The following is a 24,000-nucleotide window of genomic DNA, read 5'->3' on the forward strand; positions in this document are numbered from 1 at the left end:
TCACGGCAGGCCGGGGGCGGCGCCGCCGACCAGCCAGGCGTCGAAGAGGGAGCGCAGCGACCGGCCGGCGACCTGCTCGGCGTACGCCTCGAAGTCGGCGGTGGTGGCGTTGCCGTCCTTACGGGCCGCCGTCCAGCCGCGCAGGATCCGGAAGAAGGTCTCGTCACCGACGGTACGGCGCAGCGCGTGCACCGCCAGCGCCCCGCGCTGGTAGACGGCGTCGCCGAACATCGCCGCCCGGCCCGGGTCGACCGACGGCTTGGACCAGTCGGTGACCGCGTACCGCTGCTCGAAGGCCTGCTGGGCGGTCCGGCCGCCGGTGTGTTCGGTCCAGAGCCACTCGGCGTACGTGGCGAAGCCCTCGTTCAGCCAGATGTCGCTCCACCGGGCCACCGAGACGCTGTCACCGAACCACTGGTGGGCGAGCTCGTGCGCGACGACCGCCTCGTCGGGCCGCCCCGAGCGGAAGAAGCCGGGCCCGTAGACCGGCCGGGACTGGGTCTCCAGCGCGTACCCGACCCGGTCGTCGGCGATCGCCACCCCGCCGTACGCGTCGAACGGGTACGGCCCGAAGCGGCTGGCCAGGAAGTCCACGATCTCCCCGGTGCGGGCGATCGACCGGGCGGCCGGACCGTCCGCGGGCAGCCCGGCCGCTACCGCGTTGACCAGCGGCTTGCCGGCGTGGGTGCCGGTGGTGACCCGGTAGTCGCCGATCACCAGGGTGCTCAGGTAGCTGGCCATCGGGGACGACTCGGTCCACCGCCAGGTGGTCCAGCCGGCGGCGGTGCTGCGCGGCCCGGGCACCCCGTTGGAGATCGCGGCGAGTCCCGCCGGGACGGTGGCCTCGACCTGGTAGGTCGCCTTGTCCGACGGGTGGTCGTTGACCGGGAACCAGGTGGCCGCCGAGTCCGGCTGGCCGAGCGCGATCGCACCGTCGGCGGTGTGCAGCCACCCGCCGCTGCCCAGCACCGGGTCCCGGACGGTGGCCGGCACGCCGGCGTAGTCGACGTCGACGGTGAAGGCGGTGCCGGCCGCCAGCCGGTGCGGTGGAGTGACCATCAGTTCGTCGCCGTCGCGGCGGTGCTCGGCGGCGGCCCCGGCGACGGCGACCCGGGAGACGTCCAGCCCGACCAGATCCAGGTTGAACCGGGTGAGCGCGGCGGTGGCGGTGGCGGTCACGGTGGCCTGGCCGGTGAGCCGGTCGGTGGCCGGGTCGTAGCGCACCCGCAGCCGGTACGCCGAGACGTCGTACCCGCCGTTGCCGTGGCCGGGCACGTACGGGTCGCCCACGTCGGCGGCGCCGGGCCGGTAGCCGTCGTCGTCCCGGGTGCAGCCGGCGGAGCCGGCCCCGACCAGGCAGCACAGCGCCACGGCGACCGCCACGCCCCGGCGACCGGTCCGCGTTCGTCCGGTCCGGACCATCCACTCCTCCTCGGCTCGGTCCGAGCCTAGCCAGCCGGCGCGAGGGGCAGACCGGATCCGGTCCACCGGCACACTTTCGTTGATAAGTGGAAAAGTTTGCGTTGTTCGATACTTTCTTTTGCCTGCCACCGCCGTTAGTGTCGGACATCACGATGTAACGCACTCGGAACAGCTCGGACCGGTCGCGTTACGTCGGCGGGCGCTCGGCGGGCGCCCCACGACGCACCTCTGCTGATCGTGATCGACGGCCCTCGCCGTCGCGGAAGGTGGAACCCATGTCAGACCACATCCGACCCGACGCCCCCGGCCGGCTCAGCCGCCGAAACCTGCTCGCCGCGTCGGCCGGCGCCGCCGCCGCGCTCGGCGCGGCCGGGCTGCCGGTGCTCGCCACCGGCACCCCCGCGCTCGCCGACCCGAAGGACAAGAGCCGTAGCAAGCTGCGGGTGGAGCCGCTGATCCCGGCGAAGAACCGCGGCATCATCCTGTACAGCGTCCGCGACCGGATCACCGCGCCGCCGGACGACAGCGGCGTGCCGTACGGCTTCGAGCGGGTGCTCGCCCGGCTGGCCGAGATCGGCTACAAGGAGATCGAGTTCGCCGGCTACAACCAGAGCACCGAGATCCTCGGCCGGCAGATCACCCCGCGCGAGATCCGCAAGATCCTCGACGACAACGGGCTGGTCGCCAACGGCACCCACACCTCGATCCAGCCGGACACCTTCCAGCAACAGCTGGACATCGCCCAGGAGCTGGGCATGAAGAACATCGGCACCGGCTCCGACCCGACCAGCAGCGCGTACAAGGCGGACTGGGACGCCGCCGCCGACATCTGGAACGAGCTGGGCCGGCAGGCCAAGGCCCGGGGGATGCGGCTCTACACGCACAACCACGACGCGGCGTACAGCTTCCTGATCGACCGCGGCCCGCGCGACGCGCAGGGCCGACAGACCCGCTCCTCGGGCGTGCGCCGGCTGGAGTACTTCTTCGGCATCACCGACCCGCGCTTCGTCTTCTTCGAGCTGGACATCTACTGGGCCTACGTGGCCCGCTACAAGCACCAGAAGTACGTCGACACGTACGGCCGCGAGGTCACCGACCTGTTCGACCCGATCCTCAACGTGGCCGACCGGACCACCCGGTTCCCGCTCTTCCACGCCAAGGACGGCGACCGGGACACCTCGGTGCCCAACGGCTACCAGATGACCCCGCTGGGCGAGGGCGACCTCAACTTCCAGCAGTTCTTCCAGACCATCGGCGAGCGGAACTTCCACCACGCCAACTGGGAGATGGACACCGCGCCGGGCGGGCCGGACAAGAAGTCCCAGTCGCTGGACTTCGCGGCGCTCAGCTACCGCAACATGTCCGAGCTGACCATCTACGAGAAGAAGTAACACCCGGTACGACGGAGGCCGGCACCCGCGACGTGCGGGGCCGGCCTCCGTCGTACGGGCGGGTCAGCGGTCGAGGACCAGGCCGACCTTCTGGAACTCCTTGAGGTCGCGGTAGCCGCACTTGGCCATCGCCCGGCGCAGCCCGCCGAAGAGGTTGAGCTGGCCGTCCGGCTCGTCGGCCGGGCCGAACAGCAGCTGCTCCATCGAGCCGATCGGCTCGCCGGACACCTCGAACGCGCCGCGCGGCAGCGACGGGTGGCTGGCCGCCGAGTGCCACCAGGCGCCACCGGCCGGCGCCTCCTCGCACAGCGACAGCGGCTCGCCGAGCATCACCGCGTCCGCGCCGCAACCGAGCGCCTTGGCGATGTCGCCGGAGGTCTGGATGTCGCCGTCGGCGATCAGGTGGACGTACCGGCCGCCGGTCTCGTCCAGGTAGTCCCGGCGGGCCGCGGCGGCGTCGGCGATCGCGGTGGCCATCGGCACCCGGATGCCGAGCACCGACTCGGTGGTCGACCAGTCGTCGCCACCGATGCCGACGATCACGCCGGCCGCGCCGGTGCGCATCAGGTGCAGCGCCGTCTTGTAGTCGGTGCAGCCGCCGACGACCACCGGCAGGTCGAGGTCGGCGATGAACTCCTTGAGGTTCAGCGGCTCGTCGGTGGTCGAGACGTGCTCGGCCGAGACGATGGTGCCCTGGATGACCAGGATGTCCACCCCGGCGTCCAGGATCACCGGGGCCAGCGCCAGGGTGTGCTGCGGGGAGACCCGGACGGCCACCGTGCCGCCGCCGGCCCGCAGCTCGCGGACCCGCTCGGCGATCAGGTCGGGGCGGATCGGCTCGGCGTAGACCTCCTGCAGGCGCTTGGTCGCGCGGGCGTCCTCGCCCAGCCCGGCCAGCTCCTCCAGGATCTTGGTCGGGTTCTCGTACCGGGTCCACAGGCCCTCGACGTTGAGCACGCCGAGGCCGCCGAGCTCGCCCAGCCGGACGGCCGAGGCGGGGCTCATGGTGGCGTCCGACGGGTGCCCGACGCACGGGATGCCGAACTGGTACGCGTCGAGCTGCCAGCCGGTGGAGACGTCGTCGACGTCCCTGGTCCGGCGGCTCGGCACGATGGCGATGTCGTCCAGGTGGTAGCCGCGCTGCGCGGTCTTGCCCAGCCCGATCTCGACCACGTCACGCATGGGGACTCCAGGTGGTTTGGGGGTGGTGGGTCAGCGGGAGTGGTAGTTCGGCGCCTCGACGGTCATCTGGATGTCGTGCGGGTGGCTCTCCTTGAGCCCGGCCGCGGTGATCCGGATGAGCTGGCCCCGGCGGTGCAGCTCGGGGATGCTCTCCGCGCCGACGTACCCCATCGCGGCGCGCAGCCCGCCGGTCAGCTGGTGGGCGACCGCGGCGAGCGGGCCCCGGTAGGGCACCTGGCCCTCCACGCCCTCCGGGACCAGCTTGTCCTCGGCCAGCACGTCCTGCTGGAAGTAGCGGTCCTTGGAGTACGACTTGGCCTGGCCGCGGGACTGCATCGCGCCGAGCGAGCCCATCCCCCGGTACGCCTTGTACTGCTTGCCGTTGATGAAGATCAGCTCGCCGGGGCTCTCCTCGCAGCCGGCCAGCAGGCTGCCCAGCATCACCGTGTCGGCGCCGGCCACCAGCGCCTTGGCGATGTCGCCCGAATATTGGATGCCGCCGTCGCCGATCACCGGCACGCCGGCCGGCCGGGCGGCCCGGGCCGCCTCCATGATCGCGGTGATCTGCGGCACGCCGACCCCGGCGACGATCCGGGTGGTGCAGATGGCACCCGGGCCGACGCCCACCTTGATGCCGTCCGCGCCGGCGTCGACCAGCGCCTTGGCGCCGGCGTACGTGGCGACGTTGCCGCCCACGATGTCGATCGTGACGTCCTTCTTGAGCCGGCGGACCATGTCCAGCACCGCCCGCTGGTGGCCGTGCGCGGTGTCCACGATCAGCACGTCGACGCCCGCGTCGACCAGGGTGCGGGCCCGCTTGTACGCGTCCTCGCCCACCCCGATGGCGGCGGCCACCCGCAGCCGGCCGGCGTCGTCCTTGCTGGCGTCCGGGTACTGCTCGCTCTTGGTGAAGTCCTTCACGGTGATCAGCCCGCGCAGCCGGCCCGAGTCATCCACGATCGGCAGCTTCTCGACCTTGTGCCGGCGCAGCAGCTCCAGCGCGTCGTCCTTGCTGACCCCGACCGGGGCGGTTACCAGCGGCGTCCGGGTCATGATCTCGTGGACCGGGGTGTCCGGCTCGCTGACGAACCGCATGTCGCGGTTGGTGACGATGCCGACCAGCTGGCCGTCCGCGTCCACCACCGGGACGCCGGAGATGCGGTACCGGCCGCACAGCTCGTCGACCTCGCGCAGGGTGTCGTTCGGGCTGGCCGTCACCGGGTTGGTGATCATGCCGGACTCGGAGCGCTTGACCAGGTCGACCTGGAGCGCCTGGTCCTCCAGCGACAGGTTGCGGTGCAGCACGCCGATGCCACCCTGCCGGGCCATCGCGATCGCCATCCGCGCCTCGGTGACGGTGTCCATCGCGCTGGACAGCAGCGGGATGGTCAGCTCGACGTTGCGGGTGAGCTTCGTGCGGGTGTTGACCCGGCTGGGCACCACGTCCGACTCGCCCGGCTGCAGCAGCACGTCGTCGAAGGTCAGCCCGAGCGGCACCACCCGGGCCGAGCCGGCGGGCAGCTCCGGCAGGTGGCCGCCCAGCTCGCCGTGGTCGGCGCCGGCCGGCTGATCGGTGCGGGGCGAATTCTCCACGATTGCTCTCCTGAGCTGCTCGAACGGGCGTGAGCGCGGCGGCACGCGGGCACCGGGCGGGCCGGGGCGACGGCGCGTCGTCCCATCGTACCCACTGAGCTGGGTGGCCCCGGGCGGTGCCGCGTGGGCGTACGCGGCACCACAGGGGGTCGTCGGGGGACGCGGGGCCCGGGGGTTGGGTCTACGGTGAGGGGGTGCACGACGAGCCCATCGACCCGTTCAACGGCGACCCGGCCGATCCGGCCGCGGGGCTGGACGATCCGGGCGAGGACGCCCCGCTCGACCCGCTGACCGAGGTCGAGCGGCAGGACGTGCTGGAGGACCTGGCCGACCTGGAGATCTACCAGGCCCTGCTGGCCCCGATCGGGGTGCGCGGGCTGGTCATCGAGTGCGAGGACTGCCGCGAGCCGCACTACTTCGACTGGGACCTGCTCCGCGGCAACCTGCGTCACCTGCTCAGCTCCGGCCGGCCGCGGGTGCACGAGCCGGCCTACGACCCTGATCCGGACCACTACGTGACCTGGGACTACGCCCGCGGCTACGCCGACGGGGTGCACGACACGCTGACCGAGACCGCCGGGGACGACTCCGCCGACGAGTGACCGGGCGGTCGCCACTCAGGCCATCGGGCGGCGGTCGCCGCTCAGGCCATCGGGCGGCGGTCGCCGCTCAGGCCACCAGGCCGGCCCGGAAGCCGGCGGCCACCGCGTGCGCCCGGTCCCGGGCGCCGAGCTTGCGGAACAGCCGCCGGGCGTGCGTCTTGACGGTGTCCTCCGAGACGAACAACTCCCGGCCGATCTCCGCGTTGCTCTTGCCCTCGGCCATGCCGAGCAGCACCTGCAGCTCGCGCTCGGTCAGCCCGACCGGGGAGCGACCACCCCGGCTGGCGGGCGCCGGGCGCTGACCGGCGGGCGGCGCGGGCTCGTCGCCGCCGTCCGGCTCGACCTCGTCGTCGCCGCGCTGCACCGGCACCACCGAGGGCGCGCCGCCGGGGCCCTCGCCCGGCGCGCCGGGCCGGGCCGGGCCGGTGGTACGGCCGGTCGGTCGGGGCGGCGCGCCGACGGCCGCGGTGTCCCGGGCCGGGTCGGTGACCCGGCTGCGGGCGGCCGTCCGGCCCGGCGTGCCGAGCAGCAGCAGGGCCTTGGCCACCGCCGTGGTCAGGTCGTTGTCGGCGCCCTGGATCAGACCGCGGGCGCCGGCGCTGATGCTGGCCGCCGCGGCTTCGGACTCCTCGGCGCCGAGCAGCAGCACGGCGGCCTGCGGCGCCCGGGCGAGCACCCGGCGGACGAAGCCGGCGCTGTCCGGCCGGGTCAGGGCGGTGTCGGCGAGCACCACGTCGACCGGGCGCTCAGCCAGGCGCAACATCGCCTCGGGATCGGAGACGGCGGTCCGCACGACCGCGGCCAGCCCCAGCCGGGCCGCCGCGGAGGTCAACTGCTGCGCCGCGATGGGTGTTCGGACGCACACGAGAACGTTACGCACTGTGGTCTCCTCTCCGCAGAGAGCAGACCATGGCGGGGTGCGCCGGGGAGACCGTTCCGGGCAATCCTCCGAACTTTTCCGACATCTGGGGCATATGCCGCGAGTTGTCCGAGCTTTTCGATCACAGACGTGTGAGTGACCGAAAGCCCGGGTACCGAGGGCCCAGGCCGGAAACGGTGCGCCTCAGCGGACCGCCGCCGGACGCCGGTAGAACGAGATCTCCGCGGTGCCGCGCGGGAGGAGGGGTGCTGATGTCGAACGTACGCAGACTGCCCGGACCCATCGTCGACCTCTGGGACTGGCAGCGGCTCGGCGCCTGCCGGGGCCGCGACAGCGCCCAGTTCTTCCACCCGGACGGCGAGCGCGGCTCGTCCCGGCTGCGCCGCGAGTCCGGCGCCAAGGCCGTCTGCGGGGCCTGCCCGGTGCGCGCCGAGTGCGCCGCGCACGCCCTCGCCGTCCGCGAGCCGTACGGCGTCTGGGGCGGCCTCAGCGAGTCGGAGCGGCTGCGGCTGCTCGCGCTCGGCTGGGAGGACCTGGCCGACCGGCGGCAGACCCGGGTGGACATCGCCCGGCTCGAGGCCCGCCTCGGCGCCCCGCACAAGACGGTTCCGGCGCAGCGCAAGGTCGCCTGACCCGGCGCCCACCCCCCATCGACGTCACCGACGCCGCGCCCTGCCCGGGGCGCGGCGTCGTCGTGCCGCGCACCCGCACCCCGGCCCGCGCTGAGGACCGGACGGCGGGCCCGGGTGGCGGGTAGGGCCAGGCATACCCGGGAAACGGGTTCCAGCGGGCTGGGCCGGCACCCGGGGCGGCGCATAGCGTCGGCGGCATGACCGAGGATCGACCCGCACACCTGGCCGCGGCCCTGCGCCGGCCCGGCTACCCGCTCTCCGGCTGGCCCTGGCGCGCGCTGGCCTACCTGGCCACCTCCGTACCGATCGCCGGGGTGCTCGGCGTCGGCCCGCTCGCCGTCGTGGCGCCGCTGGTGGCCGCCGTGAACGGGGTACGCCAGCGCAGCAACCCCGTCTCGCCGGCGCTGGTGGCGTTCCTCGTCGTCGGCGCCCTGCTGGTGCTGGGCCTGGCGCCGATCGTCGGCGCGCCGGTGGCCGCGCTCGAACGGTGGCGGCTCGGCCTGGTCGACGACCGGCCGCTGCCCGGCCAGCCGTGGTCGGGGCTGGCCGCCCGCTACGGCAGCGCCGCCGCCTGGCGGGAGGCCGGGTACGCGTTCTTCCTGGGCGGCGTGGTGCCGGTGGCCTACTGGATCGTCGCGCTGGTGGTGGCCCTCGACCTGATGCTGGTGGCCGGCCCCTGGCTGGCCAGCGACGCCAACGAGATCGTGCTGGTCTGGACCACGGTCGACCGACCCGCCGAGGCGGTCCCGTACGCGATCGTGGGCGTGCTGCTGCTCCCGGTCCTCTGGTACGGCCTGGGCGCGCTCGCCGCCGGCCAGGCCGCGGTGGCCCGGTGGCTGCTCGGCTGGCCCGCTGACGCGGCGGCCCTGCGGGAGGTCACCCGGTCGCGCAGCCGGCTGGCCAACGCGTACGAGGCGGAGCGGCGGCGGATCGAGCGCGACGTGCACGACGGCGTGCAGCCCCGACTGACCAGCCTCACCCTCCAGCTCGGGATGGCCCGGCTGGACGTTCCCGAGGACTCCCCCGCCGCCCGCCCGCTCGCCGCCGCGCACGGCCAGGCCACCGAGCTGATGGGCGTGCTCCGGCAGGTGGTCTCCGGGATCCGTCCGCAGAGCCTGACCGACCTCGGCCTGGCCGGGGCCGTCCGGGAGCTCGCCGCCGAGTGCGCCGTCCCGGTCACCGTGCACGCCGAGCTCACCCGGCCGCTGCCGGACATCGTGGAGACCACCGCCTGGTACGTGGTCTCGGAGTGCCTGGGCAACGTGGCCCGGCACGCGGCGGCCACCCGGGCCGACATCCGGCTGCGGGATTCCGGCGGCCGGCTGGTGGTGGAGGTGTCCGACGACGGCCGGGGCGGCGCCGACCCGGCCCGGGGCACCGGGCTGACCGGCCTGGCCGACCGGGTCGCCGCGGCCGACGGCCGACTACTGCTGGCCAGCCCGGCCGGCGGCCCCACGCTCGTCCGGGTGGAGCTGTCGTGCCGGCCGTGACCCGGGTGGTCCTGGCCGAGGACCAGGTGCTGCTGCGGGAGGGTCTGGTCGGCCTGTTGGCGAGGTTCGGCTTCCAGGTGCTCGCCGCCGTCGGTTCCGCGCCCGAACTGCTGGCCGCCGTGCGGGAGCACGAGCCGGACCTGGTGGTGACGGACATCCGGATGCCGCCGGGGCACCGCGACGACGGGCTGCGGGCCGCCGTCGCGCTGCGCGCCGAGCGGCCCACCCTGGCGGTGGTGGTGCTCAGTCAGTACGTGCAGACCGAGTACGCCGCCGCGCTGCTGGACAGCGGCGACGGTCGCCGGCTCGGCTACCTGCTCAAGGACCGGGTCGCCGAGATCGCCGAGTTCGTCGGCACCCTCCGCGCGGTCGCCGCCGGCGGCACGGTGGTCGACCCCGAGGTGGTACGCCGGCTGCTGCACCGCCCGCGCGACCCGCTCGCCGCGCTGTCCCCCCGCGAGCGGGAGGTGCTGGTGCTGATCGCCGAGGGCCGGTCCAACGCGGCCATCGCCGGCCGACTGCACGTCACCGAGGCGGCGGTCGGCAAGCACGTCGGCAACATCCTCACCAAGCTCGGCCTGCTGCCCAGCGACGACACCAACCGACGGGTGCTGGCGGTGCTCGCCTACCTGCGCGCCGGCCCCGCCGACCCCGGGCCGGAGCCGCTCACCCGACGGTGACCTTGACGGTGTGCCAGCCGGTCGCGCCGTCCGGGGCCACCGGTGCCGGTTGGGGGGTCTGGGTGTCGCCCGCGCGGTCGGTCGCCCGCACCTGGAGGGTGTGCTCGCCCGGGGTCGCCGGCCACCGCCACGACCACTGCACCCAGGTGTCCACCGACGCCGCCGGGGCCAGCGTCGCCTGCTGCCAGGGGCCGCCGTCGACGCGTACCTCGACCCGGCTGATCCCCCGGTGCTGGGCCCAGGCCACCCCGGCCACCGTGACCGGGCCGGCGGCGAGCTTGTTGCGCGGGCGGGGCGTGTCGATCCGGGACTGGGTCTTGATCGGCCCCTGCGCCGACCAGCCGCGCGGCACCCAGTACGCGTCGAAGTCGGCGAAGCTGGTCAGCTCCAGCTCGGTCACCCACTTGCAGGCCGACACGTAGCCGTAGAGGCCGGGCACCACCATCCGGACCGGGAAGCCGTGCTCGACCGGCAGCGGCTCGCCGTTCATCCCCACCGCCAGCAGGGCGTCCCGCCCGTCACGCAGCACCGCGGTCGGGGTGCCGCAGGTCCAGCCGTCGACCGAGCGGCCGACCACCTGGTCGGCGCCCTCCTCCGGCTGCGCCTCGTCGAGCAGCTCCTTGATCGGTACGCCCAGCCAGCGGGCGTTGCCGATCAGGTCCCCGCCCACCTCGTTGGAGACGCAGGCCAGGGTGACGTACCGCTCGACCATCGGGCGGGCCAGCAGGTCGGCGAAGCTCAGCTCGATCGGATTGCGCACCCGCCCGTGGATCCGCAGCCGCCAGCTGTCCGGGTCCACCTGCGGCACCACCAGCGCGGTGTCGATGCGGTAGAAGTCGCTGTTCGAGGTCGTGTACGACGCCAGCTGCGGCACCGCCAGGTCCGCGCCGGCCGGCAGCGACGGCGCCACGGCCGACGGGGTGGGCAGCGCGACCGCCTGCCGGGCCGCGGAGACGCCGCGCCGGCCGGCCAGCCAGTGCCCGGCCAGCCCGACCACGGCGGCTGCGCCGGCGAGCGTGCCGACCCCGCGCAGGAACCGCCGCCGCGACTCCGGGTCGGCGTTCCCGCCGGGCCGCCCGGGGCCGGCCGAGGTGGTCGCCGGGACGGGCGGCGCGGCGGCGCCGGGACGACCCGGGGCCGGGCCGACGCCGGGAGCGGACCGGTCGGCGGCAGCGGCGGGCTGGTCGGCAGCGGCGGGCGGGCCAGCTGGCGTGGCGGGCGCCGGGGTGGGCGGGGTCCAGGGCCACGGGTCGAGCTGGAGCGGGCCGGCGAGGAACGCCCAGAGCGCCAGCCCGCCCAGCCCCACCCCGACCAGCGACGGGAGCGCGTCGGCGGCGTTCGCGCCGGCCCGGGTCAGCGCGGCGGCCACCCCCAGGACGCCGAACGCGGCGATGCCGGCCAGCCCGACCCAGAGCCGGCGGGCCGCGAGCATCCCGAGCAGCGCGGCGAACCCGGCCAGCAGCACCGCCGTGCCGATCAGCAGGGCGGTCTTGTCATGGACGCCGAAGAGCGAGATGGCGAACTGCTTGGCCGGCTCCGGCACCAGGTCGACGACCAGCCCACCCACCGCGATCAGCGGCGCGGAGCGCGGCCCGGTGAGGACGGCCACCGGCTCGGCGGCGCCGATCGCCACGACGGCGGCGGTGACGCCGGCGAGCGCGGCGAGGTTGCGCGGGGTGCTCATCGGTCCAGTCTGGTCGACCACCCGCACCGGCCGCCAACCGCGTCAGGGTTCCGTAATCAGCCGCCCAGACGCGTCGGGGCGCGCCGTCCGTGGACGACGCGCCCCGAGCTGGGCGTACGGTCGGGTCAGAAGCCCGGGCCGTGCTGGTGGCCGTGGCCGTGCGAGTGGCCGTGGCCACCGGCGGCGGCCGGCTCCGGCTCGGCCGGCTTCTCCACCACGAGGCTCTCCGTGGTGAGCAACAGGCCGGCGATCGAGGCGGCGTTGGTGACCGCGTTACGGGTCACCTTCACCGGGTCGATGATGCCGGCCTTGACCAGGTCGACGTACTCGCCGCGGGCGGCGTCGAGGCCGTTGCCCCACTCCTGCTCGGCGACCTTCTGGGTCACCACGTAGCCGTCGTGGCCGGCGTTCTGGGCGATCCAGCGCAGCGGCTCGACCAGCGCCTTGCGGACGATCGACACACCGGTCTTCTCGTCCCCGGTCAGGCCCAGGTCGTCGGCGAGCACCGGCAGGATCTGCGCCAGCGCGGCGCCACCACCGGGCACCGTGCCCTCCTCGACGGCGGCCTTGGTGGCGGCGATCGCGTCCTCGATGCGGTGCTTGCGCTCCTTCATCTCGACCTCGGTCGCCGCGCCCACCTTGATGACCGCGATGCCGCCGGAGAGCTTCGCCAGCCGCTCGGCCAGCTTCTCCCGGTCCCACTCGGAGTCCGAGGCCTCGATCTCCTTGCGGATCTGGGCGACCCGGTCGGCGACCTCGGCGGACTGGCCGCCGCCGTCGACCACGGTGGTGTTCTCCTTGTCGACCACGACCCGCCGGGCGGTGCCGAGCACCTCCAGGCCGACCTGGTCGAGCTTGTAGCCCAGCTCCGGGGCGACCAGCTCGGCGCCGGTCAGGATCGCCATGTCCTGCAGCATCGCCTTGCGGCGGTCGCCGAAGCCGGGGGCCTTGACCGCGCAGACCTTGAGGGTCTTGCGGATCGAGTTGACCACCAGGGTCGACAGCGCCTGGCCGTCGACGTCCTCGGCGACGATCAGCAGCGGCTTGCTGTTCTGCAGGACCTTCTCCAGCAGCGGCAGCAGCTCCTCGATCGCGGAGATCTTCTGCGTGGTGATGAGGATGTACGGGTCCTCCAGGACCGACTCCTGCGACTCCAGGTCGGTCACGAAGTTCGGCGAGATGAAGCCCTTGTCGAACTGCAGACCCTCGGTCACCTCCAGCTCGGTGGTGAGCGCGGAGCCCTCCTCGACGGTGATGACACCGTCGCGGCCGACCTTCTCCATCGCCTCGGCGATCAGCTCGCCGATCGTGGCGTCCTGCGCGGAGATGGTCGCGACGTGCGCGATCGACTCCTTGCCGGTCACGTCCACGGCCCGGTCCAGCAGCGCCTCGGAGACCTTGGTGGCCGCCGCGTCAATGCCGCGCTTGAGGCCGGACGGGTTCGCCCCGGCGGCCACGTTGCGCAGGCCCTCGCGGACCATCGCCTGGGCCAGCACGGTCGCGGTGGTGGTCCCGTCGCCGGCGACGTCGTTGGTCTTGGTCGCCACCTCCTTGACCAGTTGCGCGCCGAGGTTCTCGTACGGGTTGGTGAGCTCGATCTCCTTGGCGATGGTCACGCCGTCGTTGGTGATCGTGGGCGCACCGAATTTCTTGTCCAGGACGACGTTGCGCCCGCGCGGGCCGAGGGTGACCTTGACCGTGTCCGCGAGGGCGTTGACACCGTGCTCGAGCAGGTGTCGGGCGTCGTCCGAGAAGCTCAGGATCTTCGCCATCTGTATCCCTTCGAAGCGACGTTGCCCCGGCCCGGCGAGCCGGACCGGGGCAACGACACTGATCGGTTGCTTACTTCTCGATGACCGCGAGGACGTCGCGGGCGGAGAGCACCAGGTACTCCTCGCCGGCGTACTTGATCTCGGTGCCGCCGTACTTCGAGTACAGAACGGTGTCGCCGACCTTGACGTCGAGCGGCACGCGGTTGCCCTTGTCGTCGATCCGGCCCGGGCCGACAGCGAGGACGGTGCCCTCCTGCGGCTTCTCCTTGGCGGTGTCGGGGATCACGATGCCCGAGGCCGTGGTGGTCTCAGCCTCGTTCGCCTGGACCACGATGCGGTCCTCGAGCGGCTTGATCGCAACCTTGGTCGCGGTAGTCACGGGCATACCCTCCTGGGGTACTTGGTTTCGTTGCCGATCGAGATTCCGACCAGCGTCAATCTGCCACATGCCACCGGGCGGGGCCGTCGTCGCGGGTGCCGGTCCGCCTGGCGTTTCGCGCCCGCGCCGGATGGCCCGGGAGCTGGCACCCTCAGGGTGAGAGTGCTAATCGCAGGTTATTCCTCGGCTAGCACTCCGTCAAGGAGAGTGCCAGCCCGGCGCCCGGCGAGTCGGGGCGTACCGCGAGAATGTCGGGATGGATCTCGACCAGCTGGCGGCGTTGCGTACCCCCGCGGGGTCGGCCGCGCTCGCCGCGGCGGCCGAGGTGGCCGGCGGCGACCCGCTGGCCGCGGCCGCCGGGCTACGCGCCGCCGGGCTGCCCGCCGACCTGGCCGCGGCGGCGCTCACCCAGGCCGAGCTGCGCCGGCGGGCGGTCGGCAAGTTCGGCCCGGCCGCCGCCGGGATGTTCCTCACCCGGGCCGGGCTGGAGCAGGCCACCCGGCGGGTGGTCGCCGACCGGCGGGCCGCGCGGCTGCGCGCCGCCGGGGTACGCACGCTGGCCGACCTGGGTTGCGGCCTCGGCGCCGACGCGCTCGCCGCGGCCCGCGCCGGCATCCGGGTGTACGGCGTGGAGGCCGACCCGGTGACCGCCGCGATGGCTGCCGCGAACGCCGAGGCGGCCGGGCTGGCAGACCTGTTCACGGTCGAGTGCGGGGACGCGACGGCGTTCGACGTGGGCCGGGTCGACGGGGTCTTCTGCGATCCCGCGCGTCGGCGGGCCGGCACCGGGCGGCGGATCTTCGACCCGAACGCCTACTCCCCGCCGTGGGACTTCGTCACCGGGCTGGCCGAGCGGGTCCCGCACACCGTGGTGAAGGTGGCCCCCGGCATCGACCACGCGCTGGTTCCGGCCGGCGCCGAGGCCGAGTGGGTGAGCGTGGACGGGGACCTGGTGGAGGCCGCGCTGTGGTGCGGCGAGCTGGCGGACGTCCCCCGCCGCGCCACCCTGCTGCGGGAGCGGGCCCGGCCCGACGCGTCCGGCGGAGGCGCCACCTACCAGCTCACCGGCACCGGAACGGTGGACGCCGCGGTGGGCCCGGTCGGGCGGTTCCTCTACGACCCGGACTCGGCCGTGGTGCGCGCCCACCTGGTCGCCGAACTGGCCACCGACCTCGACGCCACGCTGGCCGACCCGTCGATCGCCTACCTCTACGCGGACGCGCCCCGGCCCACCCCGTTCGCCCGCTGCCTGGAGATCACCGACGTGCTGCCGTTCTCGCTGAAGCGGCTGCGCGCGCTGCTGCGTGAGCGCCGGACCGGCCGGGTGGAGATCCTCAAGCGCGGCTCGGCGCTGGAGCCGGAGAAGCTGCGCCGCGACCTGCGGCTGGCCGGCGATGCGGCGGCGAGCCTGGTGCTCACCCGGGTCGCCGGGGCGCCGACCGTGCTGGTGTGCCGACCCGTCGCGGGCTGATCCCCACCCGGCCGGCTAGCGTGACGGGCATGGCGGGACAGGGCACCCCGGCGACGGCACTGCTGGCGAAGCGGAAGATCGCGCACCGCACCCACCCGTACGACGTGTCGCCGGACGCGCCGAACTACGGGGCGCTGGTCGCCGCGGCGCTCGGGGTGCCGCCGGAGCGGGTGTTCAAGTCGCTGGTCACCGAGGTCGACGGCGGGTTGACCGTGGCGGTCGTCCCGGTCACCGGCGAGCTGGACCTCAAGGCGCTCGCCGCGGCGGTCGGTGGCAAGCGGGCCGCGCTGGCCGACCGGGCGGTGGCCGAGCGGGCCACCGGGTACGTGCGCGGCGGGATCAGCCCGCTGGGCCAGCGCCGCCGGCTGCCTACGGTGCTCGACTCCTCGACGCTCGAGCACGACACCGTCTACGTGTCGGCGGGCCGCCGGGGCCTGCAGCTGGAGCTGGCCCCGGCCGACCTGGTGGCGCTGACCGACGCCACCACCGCCCCGGTCGCGGCGCGCTGACCGCCCGGGAGCAGACTGACCGGGATCGACAATTTCCGCGCCGGCTCGTCCGCGTTACGGGATTGTTACTGCCCTTTCCCGAACTGACGACTCCCCCGGTCTTGCGCGGGTCGGACCGGGAGCAATACGTTGCCGCTCACAACAAACGGGCCGCCACCACCGGAGAAAGGACCCGTGCAGATGCGCAAGGGCCTGCTCGCCCTCACCGCCGTCGGCCTGCTGGCCACCGGCGGCACGGCCGGTTGTGACCAGTCCGCCAGCGGCAGCCAGGCCGGCGGCCGGAGCCCGAAGATCGGCGTGATCCTGCCGGACAGCAAGACCTCCGCCCGCTGGGAGGGCGCGGACCGTCGATTCCTCAAGGAGGCGTTCGACGCCGCCGGCATCAGATCCGACATCCAGAACGCCCAGGGCGACAAGTCGCAGTTCTCCAACATCGCCGAACAAATGATCACCAATGGCGCCACGGTTCTGATGATCGTCAATCTGGATAGCGGCACCGGCAAGGCGGTGCTGGAGAAGGCGCGGTCCCAGGGCGTCGCCACCATCGACTACGACCGGCTCACCCTGGACGGCTCCGCCCAGTACTACGTCAGCTTCGACAACCAGGCGGTGGGCAAGCTGCAGGGCGAGGGCCTGGCCCGGTGCCTGGCCGAGCGCCCGGGCGACCGGCGGACGGGCGCGCCGGTGGTGGCCTTCCTGCACGGCTCACCGACGGACAACAACGCCACCATGTTCAAGGACGGCTACGACTCGGTGCTCGCCCCGAAGTTCGCCGCCGGGGATCTCGTCCGGGGCCCCGAGCAGTGGGTGCCGGACTGGGACAACGCGCAGGCCGGCGTGCTCTTCGAGCAGATGCTCACCCGTACCCAGGGGCGGATAGACGGCGTCCTCGCGGCCAACGACGGCCTGGGCAACGCGGCGATCTCGGTGCTCAAGAAGAACAAGCTCAACGGCCGGATCCCGGTGACCGGGCAGGACGCCGACGTGCAGGGGCTGCGCAACATCCTCGCCGGCGACCAGTGCATGACCGTCTACAAGGACATCAAGGAGGAGGCGCGGGCGGCCGCCGGTCTCGCCATCGCGCTGGCCCGGGGGGAACGCAAGGAGACCGCCCAGACCGTCCGCGACCCGAAGAACGGCCGGGACGTGCCGGCCATCCTGCTCACCCCGAAGGTCGTCTACGCCGACGACGTCAAGGACGTGATCGCCGACGGCTTCGTCGACCGGGACAAGGTGTGCGCCGGGGCGTACGCCAGACTCTGCGCCGACGCCGCCATCCGCTGACCGCACCCCCACCGACCGACGCCGCCGCCCGCGGCAACCGCCCGGCGGGACCGACCCGAAGCGCGAAGGAGCCTCCCGTGTCCGGAACCCCCCTGCTGGAAGTCCGCGGGATCGACAAGAGCTTCGGTCCCGTCCAGGTGCTGCGCGACGTCGGCCTCTCCGTGCATCCGGGCGAGGTGACGGCGCTGGTGGGCGACAACGGGGCCGGCAAGTCGACCCTGGTGAAGTGCATCAGCGGCATCCACCCGACCGACTCCGGGCAGTTCCTCTTCGAGGGCCGGCCGGTCACCGTCACCAGCCCCCGGGACGCCGCCGCGCTCGGCATCGACGTCGTTTACCAGGACCTGGCGCTCTGCGACAACCTGGACATCGTGCAGAACATGTTCCTCGGGCGGGAGCGGCGGCACGGCATCGTGCTCGACGAGCCCACCATGGAGCAGATGGCCGCGGAGACGCTCGCCGGCCTCAACGTGCGCAACGTGCACTCGCTGCGGCAGCACGTCTCCAGCCTCTCCGGCGGCCAGCGGCAGACCGTCGCCATCGCCAAGGCGGTGCTCTGGAACAGCCGGCTGGTCATCCTGGACGAGCCGACCGCGGCGCTCGGCCTGGCGCAGACCGCCCAGGTCCTCGAGATCGTCCGCCGGCTCGCCGACAACGGCCTCGCGGTGGTGCTCATCTCACACAACATGAACGACGTCTTCGCCATCTCCGACCGGATCGCCGCGCTCTACCTCGGCCAGATGGTCGCCCAGCTGCGCACCACCGACGTCACCCACTCCCAGGTGGTCGAGCTGATCACCACCGGGCGGTCGGGCTCGCTCGGCCTGGACGCCGAGCCGGCCTGGCACCTCACCGACGACGGCGACGAGCCGGTCCAGCTGACCCCGGGAGCCCGCCGATGACCGCCACCCTGCCCCGCCAGGAGGGGCCCACCCGGCTCGACCCCACGCCGACCGTCGCGGACCACGTTCGCGACTACCTGGCCCGGGTACGCGGCGGCGACCTCGGCTCGCTGCCGGCCGTGATCGGCCTGACCGTGCTCTGCCTGATCTTCGCGCTGGTGCGGCCGGTCTTCCTCTCGGCGGCCAACTTCGCGAACCTGTTCACCCAGGGCGCCGCGGTCACGGTGATCGCGATGGGCCTGGTCTTCGTCCTGCTGCTCGGCGAGATCGACCTCTCCGCCGGCTTCGCCAGCGGGGTGTGCGCGACCGTACTGGCCAACGTGGTCAGTGTGCTCGGCTACCCCTGGTACGTGGCGGTGCTCGCCGCGGTCGCCACCGGCGTGCTCATCGGCCTCGCCATCGGCGTCCTGGTGGCCAAGGTGGGCATCCCGTCCTTTCTGGTCACCCTGGCCGGGTTCCTCGCCTTCCAGGGCCTGGTGCTGCTGCTGATGAAGGAGGGCACCAACGTCTCGATCAGCGATCCGGTGATCATCGCGATCGAGAACAACTTCGTACCGCCGGCGCTCGGCTGGCTGCTGGCCGGCCTCACCGTGCTCGGGTACGCCGCCGGACGGCTGCTGCGGCACCGCAACCGGGCCGCCCGCGGCCTGACCACCGAGCCGGTCGCCGTGGTCGCGGCCCGGATCCTCGGGCTGGCCCTGCTGCTCGGCGTCGCCGTCCACGTGCTCAACACCGAACGCAGCATCAACCCGCTGATCAGCTCCACCCGGGGGATGCCCGTCGTGGTGCCGCTGATCGGCGCGCTGCTGGCGTTCTGGACCTTCGTGCTCAACCGCACCGCGTACGGCCGGCACCTGTACGCGGTGGGCGGCAACCCGGAGGCGGCCCGGCGGGCCGGCATCAACGTGGACCGGATGAAGATCTCCGCGTTCGTGATCTGCTCCGGGATGGCCGCGATCGGCGGCATCATCGCCGCCAGCCGGGACCGGTCGGTCGACCCGAACACCGGCGGCAGCAACGTCCTGCTGTACGCGGTGGGCGCCGCCGTGATCGGCGGCACCAGCCTCTTCGGCGGCAAGGGACGGGTGATCCACGCGGTGCTCGGCGGCGCGGTGGTGGCTGTCATCATCAACGGCATGGGCCTGCTGGACCTCAGCTCCGGGCTGAAGTACACCTTCACCGGGCTGGTGCTGCTGCTGGCGGCCGGCGTCGACGCGCTGACCCGCCGCCGATCCGCCGCCACCGGCCTGCGCTGACCAGGGAGCCGGGACGATGCGGGCGGGACCGAGCCAGGAGGAGATCCGGCGGCAGAACCTCGGGGCGCTGCTGCGGCACGTGCACGTGCACGGGGCCACCTCGCGCGCCGAGCTGACCACCACCCTCGGGCTCAACCGCAGCACCATCGGCGCGCTCACCGCCGACCTGACCGGCGTCGGCCTGGTCAGCGAGGGCTCCACGAAGGAGACCGGCCGGGCCGGCCGGCCGTCGCTGGTCGTCCGGCCGGAGTCGGCCCGGGTCTACGCGTACGCGTACTCCATCGAGGTGGACCGGCTGCGGGCCGCGCGGGTCGGTCTCGGCGGCACGGTGCTCGACCGCCGGGACCTGGAACGGCCGCGCGGCCTGGACGCGGCGGAGACCGCGCCGCTGCTGGCCGGCGCGCTCAAGGAGATGCACCAGCACGTGCCGGTGGGGTCGTTCTGCGTGGGCGCCGGGGTGGCGGTCTGCGGCATGGTCCGCCGGGCCGACGGCCTGGTCCGGCTCGGGCCGGCCAGCGGTTGGGTGGACGAGCCGATCGGCGCGGCGCTCGCCGCCGAGCTCGGCATCGACGTGGCGGTCACGGTGGCGAACGTGGCGGACACCGCCGCCTTCGCCGAGCACGCCCGCGGCGTCGCGGCCGGCTGCGACAACGTCATCTACCTGTACGGGGACGTCGGAGTGGGCGCCGGCATCATCGCCGGCGGCCGGCGGCTCACCGGCCACGGCGGGTACGGCGGCGAGGTCGGGCACATGGTGGTGGTGCGCGACGGCGCGCCCTGCGAGTGCGGGTCCCGGGGCTGCTGGGAGACCGAGATCGGCGAGCACGCGCTGCTGCGGGCGGCCGGCCGCTCCGACGCCCGGGGGCGGGACGCGTTGCTGGCCCTGTTCGACGCCGCCGGCCGGGGCGACGCGCGTGCCCAGCGGGCGGTCCGCCAGGCCGGCGACTGGCTGGGCTTCGGGGTGGCGAACCTGGTCAACATCTTCAACCCGGAGATGGTCATCTTCGGCGGCACCATGCGGGACCTCTACCTGGCCGCCGCCGCCCAGGTCCGCAGCCGGCTCAACTCGATGGGGCTGCCCGCCTGCCTGGAGCACGTCCGGCTGCGCACCCCCAAGCTGGGCGAGGACGCGGCGCTGGTGGGCGCCGCCGAACTGGCCTTCGAACGGCTCCTCGCCGACCCGCTCGACGTCGGCTGAACCGATCGGCCCGGTGATCCGTACCAACGGACGCACGGGCGGCCGGTGCGCCGCCCGGCGACAGGCGTACGGCCCGGACCGAGGAGGCACCGCAGCATGGCACCGCTGAAATCCGCACGTCGTCGGCCCGGACACCGGGTGTTGGTGCTGTTCGGCACGCTGCTGGCCGGGGTCGTGGCCCTGCCCGGCGTGGCGCTGGCCGCCCCCGGGTCACAGGCCGCCGCCGCTCCCGCCGCGCGGGCCGTGGTCGCCCCCGCCGTGGCCGTTCCCGGGGCGCGGGCCGTGGTCGCGCCCGGGGTGCAGATGAACGCCGCCGACATGACCCTGCTCAACGGCGTCCGGCTCGCCGGGCTCTGGGAGATGCCGGCCGGCCAGATGGCCGCCCAGAAGGGCCAGTCCCCCCGGGTACGGGAGATCGGGGCGGAGATCGCCCGCCAGCACGGCGTCCTCGACCAGCTGGTGGTGGACGCCGCCAACAAGCTGGGCGCGACCCTGCCGACCGATCCCACCACCGAGCAGAAGGGGTGGCTGACCGAGATGCAGAACGCGACCGGCGCGCAGTTCGACCAGATCTTCGTCACCCGGCTGCGGGTGGCGCACGGAAAGATCTTCCCGGTGATCGGCGCGGTCCGGGCCAGCACCCGGGACGCCACCGTCCGCAAGCTCGCCGAGCAGGCGAACAAGTTCGTCAACGATCACATGGAGATGCTGGAGAGCACCGGACTGGTCCGTTGGCAGCAGCTGCCGCCCGCCGCGATGCCGCCGGCCCAGAGTGACTCGCTGATCGCCGCGGCACGGGCCGGCGCCGCCGGCCCGTCGGCCGGGGTCAGCACCACCGTGGTCTGGGCGGTCTTCCTGCTCGCGCTGGGCACCGGCGGTCTCGCCACGTTCCGCATCATGCGGCGCAGCTGACCGCCCGAACGCCGTTGGCCGGCGGCGGTGGCGCTCCCGGGCCGCCGCCGGTCAGCGGTCCGTCGGTCGGCGGCCCGCTGATCGGCTGGTCAGCGGTCGACCTGGGTGAAGTCCCAGGCGTGCGGGGGGCGGGCGACCAGCAGGGCGGGCGGTTCGGGCAGCGGGCGCGGGCTGCTGCGCCACTTCGAGATCACCACCACCCGGTGGTCGGTGGAGGAGAACACCTCGCTGGACAGGTGCAGCGGGTCGTGCTCGAACTCCGGCAGCGCGGTGTCGCAGACCCAGGTGATCAGGTCGGCGAGCGTGTACGGCTCGGCCCGCGCCTCCCACATCCGGACGATCACGTCGGTCATCCCCTCCGTCACACGCTGACCGTGGTCAACGGCATCGCCGAGTCGGCGGGCAGGTCCAGCCGGCTCGGCGCCACCCCGGCGGCCACCAGGTGCGCGCCGAGCGCCGCGACCATCGCGCCGTTGTCGGTGCAGAGCTTCGGCCGCGGCACCCGGACCCGGACGCCGTACCGCTCGGCCCGCTGCTCGGCCATCGCGCGCAGTCGCGAGTTCGCCGCCACTCCCCCGCCGATCACCAGCGTCTCCACCCCTTGGGCCCGGCACGCGTCGAGCGCCTTGGCGGTGAGCACGTCGCAGACCGCCTCCTGGAACGAGGCCGCCACGTCCGCCACCGGCACCGGCTCGCCGGCCCGCTGCCGCGCCTCCACCCAGCGGGCGACCGCCGTCTTCAGGCCGGAGAAGGAGAAGTCGTAGCGGTGCGCGGCGAGGTCCTTCGCGGCGGTGAGTCCGCGTGGGAAGCCGATCGCCGCCGGATCGCCGGCTCGGGCCTCCCGGTCGACGTACGGGCCGCCGGGGAAGGGCAGGCCGAGCAGCCGGGCCACCTTGTCGAAAGCCTCGCCGGCCGCGTCGTCGATGGTGGCGCCGAGCGGGGTCACCCCGCGGGCCAGGTCGTCGACGAGCAGCAGCGAGGAGTGCCCACCGGAGACCAGCATGGCGATCGCCGGCTCGGGCAGCGGGCCGTGTTCCAGGGTGTCCACGGCGACGTGCGCGGCGAGGTGGTTGACACCGTAGACCGGCTTCTCGGCGGCGAGCGCGTACCCCTTGGCGGCGGCCACCCCGACCAGCAGCGCGCCGGCCAGGCCGGGACCGGAGGTGACCGCGATCGCGTCGATGTCGGCGATGGTCACGCCGGCCTGCTTCAGCGCCCGCTCCATGGTGGGCACGATGGCCTCCAGGTGGGCCCGGCTGGCCACCTCGGGCACCACGCCGCCGAACCGGGCGTGCTGCTCGACGCTGGAGGCGAGCGCGTCGGCGAGCAGGGTGTGCCCGCGCACGATGCCGACGCCGGTCTCGTCGCAGGAGGTCTCGATGCCGAGGATCAGTGGTTCGTCAGCCATGGGCCGTCCCGTTTCCGGTCGGTTCCGCGTCACGCCGCATGACCAGCGCGTCGGTGTTGCTCGGTTGGTAGTAGCCGCGGCGGACGCCGATCGGCTCGAAGCCGTACCCCGCGTAGAGCCGTTGGGCCGGAGCGTTGTCCGCCGCCACCTCCAGCAGCACGCTGTGGGCGCCGCGCCGGGCCGCCTCGGCCAGCAGGTCCTCCAGCAGCGCCCGGCCGATCCCGCGCCGCTGGGCGTCCCGGCGTACGGCGATGTTCTGCACCCACGCCTCGTCGGGCGCGACGGCCAGCCCGGCGTAGCCGAGCAGCGTCCCGTCGGCGTCCAGCGCGACCCGGTAGTGGTGGCCGTTGGCCAGCTCGTTCCAGAACATCGCCGGCGACCACTCCTCGGCGCCGAAGAGATCCGCCTCGATCGGCAGCACCTCGTCGACGTGCCACCAGCGGAACCGTTCGATCCGCACCGCTGCCGTCGAGGTCACGGCAGGACCGACTTGCGGGCGGTCGCCGCCACCGCGTCCGGCCGGCGCAGGTAGAGCGGGGTGAGCGTTTCGCCCGGGGCCCCGGCCCGGATCCGCTCGGCGGCCAGGCCGGCCAGCGCGGTGGCGTCCGGGTAGCGGGGTTCGGCGCGCAGCGGCAGGTCGAGCACGTCGGCGTACCGGTGCGCGCCGTCGCCGACCGCGGCGGTGACGGCCAGCTCGCGGGCCCGCTGCGCGACGACCGCCGGCGCGGCCACGTCGGGGCCGGCGATCCGCTGCCCGGCGCCGTCGTAGACGGCCCAGTAGAGCTCCCGCCGGCGGGCGTCGCTGGCCGCCAGGACCGGCGCGCCGGCCGCCGCCGGGTGGCCGATCGCGTCCAGCGAACAGACACCGTACGTGGGGACCCCGAGCACCTGCCCCATGGTGGCGGCGGTGACCAGGCCGACCCGCAGCCCGGTGAACGGCCCGGGGCCGAGGCCCGCGACGATCGCGCCGAGGTCCCGCGGCCGGGCGCCGGCGTCGGCGAGCACCGCGTCGACCTGCGGCGCGAGCAGCTCGCCGTGGGCCCGGGCGTCGACCGTGCACCGGTGGGCCCGCAGCGCGACACCGTCCGCCGAGACCTCGGCCAGCGCCGCGGTCACCGCGGGCGTCGAGGAGTCCACCACCAGTACGAGCACGGTATGCCAGCCTAGCCGCCCGCCCGTCACGCATGGTGGCCCCCTGGAGTGGCGCCTGGAGCGACGCCCCGGACGTCCACCGCCATCAATTCGTCACGGCACGCCGGAGCCCGTCCGGTCCGCGGCGCGGCGCGCGACGCGGCCCGGCACTACCGCGCCCCAGCGCGACCACGGCGCGCGCGATGCGGCCCGGCACGACCC

The 24,000-nt window shown here is 74.0% G+C and carries 23 protein-coding genes; 12 read left to right on the forward strand and 11 right to left on the reverse strand.

Annotated elements, in window-relative coordinates:
• On the reverse strand, positions 1-1,422 hold the full coding sequence (locus ACFY3U_RS19685) for a M1 family metallopeptidase (protein ID WP_387203426.1): 1,422 nt from the start codon (positions 1,420-1,422) through the stop codon (positions 1-3).
• A 275-nt stretch (positions 1,423-1,697) separates the two neighbouring features.
• Between ACFY3U_RS19685 and ACFY3U_RS19690 the strand changes: the two genes are divergently transcribed.
• Positions 1,698-2,813, forward strand: coding sequence for a sugar phosphate isomerase/epimerase family protein (locus ACFY3U_RS19690; protein WP_387203429.1), 1,116 nt, complete (start codon positions 1,698-1,700; stop codon positions 2,811-2,813).
• A 63-nt stretch (positions 2,814-2,876) separates the two neighbouring features.
• On the opposite strand, the gene ACFY3U_RS19695 is transcribed toward ACFY3U_RS19690, so the two are convergent.
• Both ACFY3U_RS19695 and guaB read right to left on the reverse strand, forming a co-directional pair.
• Positions 2,877-3,995 carry a GuaB3 family IMP dehydrogenase-related protein gene (locus ACFY3U_RS19695; RefSeq protein WP_387203432.1) on the reverse strand — a complete coding sequence of 373 codons (1,119 nt, stop codon included), beginning with the start codon at positions 3,993-3,995 and terminating at the stop codon, positions 2,877-2,879.
• A 30-nt stretch (positions 3,996-4,025) separates the two neighbouring features.
• Entirely contained in the window at positions 4,026-5,588 is a 1,563-nt protein-coding gene (guaB, locus tag ACFY3U_RS19700) for an IMP dehydrogenase (protein WP_387203435.1), read from the reverse strand.
• Positions 5,589-5,782: 194 nt separating this feature from the next.
• On the opposite strand from guaB, the gene ACFY3U_RS19705 reads away from it, so the two are divergent.
• Positions 5,783-6,190 carry a DUF5319 domain-containing protein gene (locus ACFY3U_RS19705; RefSeq protein ID WP_387203438.1) on the forward strand — a complete coding sequence of 136 codons (408 nt, stop codon included), beginning with the start codon at positions 5,783-5,785 and terminating at the stop codon, positions 6,188-6,190.
• Between the two features lie 67 nt (positions 6,191-6,257).
• Here ACFY3U_RS19705 and ACFY3U_RS19710 read toward each other — a convergent pair whose 3' ends face one another.
• The gene (locus tag ACFY3U_RS19710; protein WP_387203440.1) at positions 6,258-7,070 is read right to left on the reverse strand and encodes a LuxR C-terminal-related transcriptional regulator; all 813 of its coding nucleotides are present in this window, start codon (positions 7,068-7,070) and stop codon (positions 6,258-6,260) included.
• 251 nt (positions 7,071-7,321) lie between these two features.
• On the opposite strand from ACFY3U_RS19710, the gene ACFY3U_RS19715 reads away from it, so the two are divergent.
• From ACFY3U_RS19715 to ACFY3U_RS19725, 3 genes are all read left to right on the forward strand, one after another.
• Positions 7,322-7,702: a WhiB family transcriptional regulator gene (locus ACFY3U_RS19715; protein ID WP_387203443.1), complete on the forward strand. Its 381-nt coding sequence runs from the start codon at positions 7,322-7,324 to the stop codon at positions 7,700-7,702.
• 197 nt (positions 7,703-7,899) lie between these two features.
• Positions 7,900-9,192, forward strand: a complete 1,293-nt coding sequence (locus ACFY3U_RS19720; RefSeq protein WP_387203446.1) for a sensor domain-containing protein — start codon at positions 7,900-7,902, stop codon at positions 9,190-9,192.
• Complete coding sequence (locus tag ACFY3U_RS19725; protein ID WP_387203449.1) at positions 9,180-9,872, forward strand: response regulator; 693 nt, start codon at positions 9,180-9,182, stop codon at positions 9,870-9,872. Before ACFY3U_RS19720 ends, ACFY3U_RS19725 begins: the two co-directional genes overlap by 13 nt.
• Here ACFY3U_RS19725 and ACFY3U_RS19730 read toward each other — a convergent pair.
• The 3 genes from ACFY3U_RS19730 to groES all read right to left on the reverse strand — a co-directional run bounded on the left by ACFY3U_RS19730 (position 9,859) and on the right by groES (position 13,713).
• The gene (locus tag ACFY3U_RS19730) at positions 9,859-11,556 is read right to left on the reverse strand and encodes a molybdopterin-dependent oxidoreductase (protein WP_387203452.1); all 1,698 of its coding nucleotides are present in this window, start codon (positions 11,554-11,556) and stop codon (positions 9,859-9,861) included. The genes ACFY3U_RS19725 and ACFY3U_RS19730 overlap by 14 nt on opposite strands.
• Positions 11,557-11,681: 125 nt before the next feature.
• Positions 11,682-13,328 carry a chaperonin GroEL gene (gene groL, locus ACFY3U_RS19735; RefSeq protein WP_387203455.1) on the reverse strand — a complete coding sequence of 549 codons (1,647 nt, stop codon included), beginning with the start codon at positions 13,326-13,328 and terminating at the stop codon, positions 11,682-11,684.
• 70 nt (positions 13,329-13,398) lie between these two features.
• On the reverse strand, positions 13,399-13,713 hold the full coding sequence (gene groES / locus ACFY3U_RS19740) for a co-chaperone GroES (protein WP_084261531.1): 315 nt from the start codon (positions 13,711-13,713) through the stop codon (positions 13,399-13,401).
• A 250-nt stretch (positions 13,714-13,963) separates the two neighbouring features.
• Here groES and ACFY3U_RS19745 point away from each other — a divergent pair, with 250 nt between their 5' ends.
• The 7 genes from ACFY3U_RS19745 (at position 13,964) to ACFY3U_RS19775 (ending at position 21,239) form a co-directional block, all read left to right on the forward strand.
• Positions 13,964-15,178, forward strand: a complete 1,215-nt coding sequence (locus ACFY3U_RS19745) for a methyltransferase domain-containing protein (RefSeq protein ID WP_387203459.1) — start codon at positions 13,964-13,966, stop codon at positions 15,176-15,178.
• A gap of 29 nt (positions 15,179-15,207) precedes the next feature.
• Positions 15,208-15,687 carry a Cys-tRNA(Pro) deacylase gene (ybaK, locus tag ACFY3U_RS19750; protein WP_387203462.1) on the forward strand — a complete coding sequence of 160 codons (480 nt, stop codon included), beginning with the start codon at positions 15,208-15,210 and terminating at the stop codon, positions 15,685-15,687.
• Between the two features lie 180 nt (positions 15,688-15,867).
• Positions 15,868-16,971, forward strand: a complete 1,104-nt coding sequence (locus tag ACFY3U_RS19755) for a sugar ABC transporter substrate-binding protein (protein WP_387203675.1) — start codon at positions 15,868-15,870, stop codon at positions 16,969-16,971.
• A gap of 77 nt (positions 16,972-17,048) precedes the next feature.
• Positions 17,049-17,873, forward strand: a complete 825-nt coding sequence (locus ACFY3U_RS19760) for an ATP-binding cassette domain-containing protein (RefSeq protein ID WP_387203465.1) — start codon at positions 17,049-17,051, stop codon at positions 17,871-17,873.
• Positions 17,870-19,129, forward strand: a complete 1,260-nt coding sequence (locus ACFY3U_RS19765) for a sugar ABC transporter permease (RefSeq protein WP_387203467.1) — start codon at positions 17,870-17,872, stop codon at positions 19,127-19,129. Before ACFY3U_RS19760 ends, ACFY3U_RS19765 begins: the two co-directional genes overlap by 4 nt.
• A gap of 16 nt (positions 19,130-19,145) precedes the next feature.
• Positions 19,146-20,327, forward strand: a complete 1,182-nt coding sequence (locus tag ACFY3U_RS19770) for an ROK family protein (protein WP_387203470.1) — start codon at positions 19,146-19,148, stop codon at positions 20,325-20,327.
• A 96-nt stretch (positions 20,328-20,423) separates the two neighbouring features.
• Positions 20,424-21,239 carry a DUF4142 domain-containing protein gene (locus ACFY3U_RS19775; RefSeq protein WP_387203472.1) on the forward strand — a complete coding sequence of 272 codons (816 nt, stop codon included), beginning with the start codon at positions 20,424-20,426 and terminating at the stop codon, positions 21,237-21,239.
• Between the two features lie 89 nt (positions 21,240-21,328).
• Here ACFY3U_RS19775 and ACFY3U_RS19780 read toward each other — a convergent pair whose 3' ends face one another.
• Genes ACFY3U_RS19780 through tsaB form a run of 4 tightly spaced genes read right to left on the reverse strand, consistent with a single transcriptional unit; the run spans position 21,329 to position 23,799 of the window.
• The gene (locus ACFY3U_RS19780) at positions 21,329-21,583 is read right to left on the reverse strand and encodes a hypothetical protein (protein WP_387203678.1); all 255 of its coding nucleotides are present in this window, start codon (positions 21,581-21,583) and stop codon (positions 21,329-21,331) included.
• A 17-nt stretch (positions 21,584-21,600) separates the two neighbouring features.
• A complete protein-coding gene (gene tsaD, locus ACFY3U_RS19785) occupies positions 21,601-22,647 on the reverse strand; it encodes a tRNA (adenosine(37)-N6)-threonylcarbamoyltransferase complex transferase subunit TsaD (protein WP_387203475.1) in 1,047 nt (348 codons plus the stop codon).
• Positions 22,640-23,107 (reverse strand): ribosomal protein S18-alanine N-acetyltransferase, encoded by a 468-nt coding sequence (rimI, locus tag ACFY3U_RS19790; RefSeq protein WP_387203681.1) that lies wholly within the window; start codon positions 23,105-23,107, stop codon positions 22,640-22,642. The genes tsaD and rimI overlap by 8 nt, the downstream gene beginning before the upstream one ends.
• Positions 23,108-23,121: 14 nt before the next feature.
• On the reverse strand, positions 23,122-23,799 hold the full coding sequence (tsaB, locus tag ACFY3U_RS19795; protein WP_387203478.1) for a tRNA (adenosine(37)-N6)-threonylcarbamoyltransferase complex dimerization subunit type 1 TsaB: 678 nt from the start codon (positions 23,797-23,799) through the stop codon (positions 23,122-23,124).
• Positions 23,800-24,000 lie beyond the last annotated feature (201 nt).

It is taken from the genome of Micromonospora sp. NPDC000089 (assembly GCF_042899365.1).
GTDB lineage: Bacteria > Actinomycetota > Actinomycetes > Mycobacteriales > Micromonosporaceae > Micromonospora.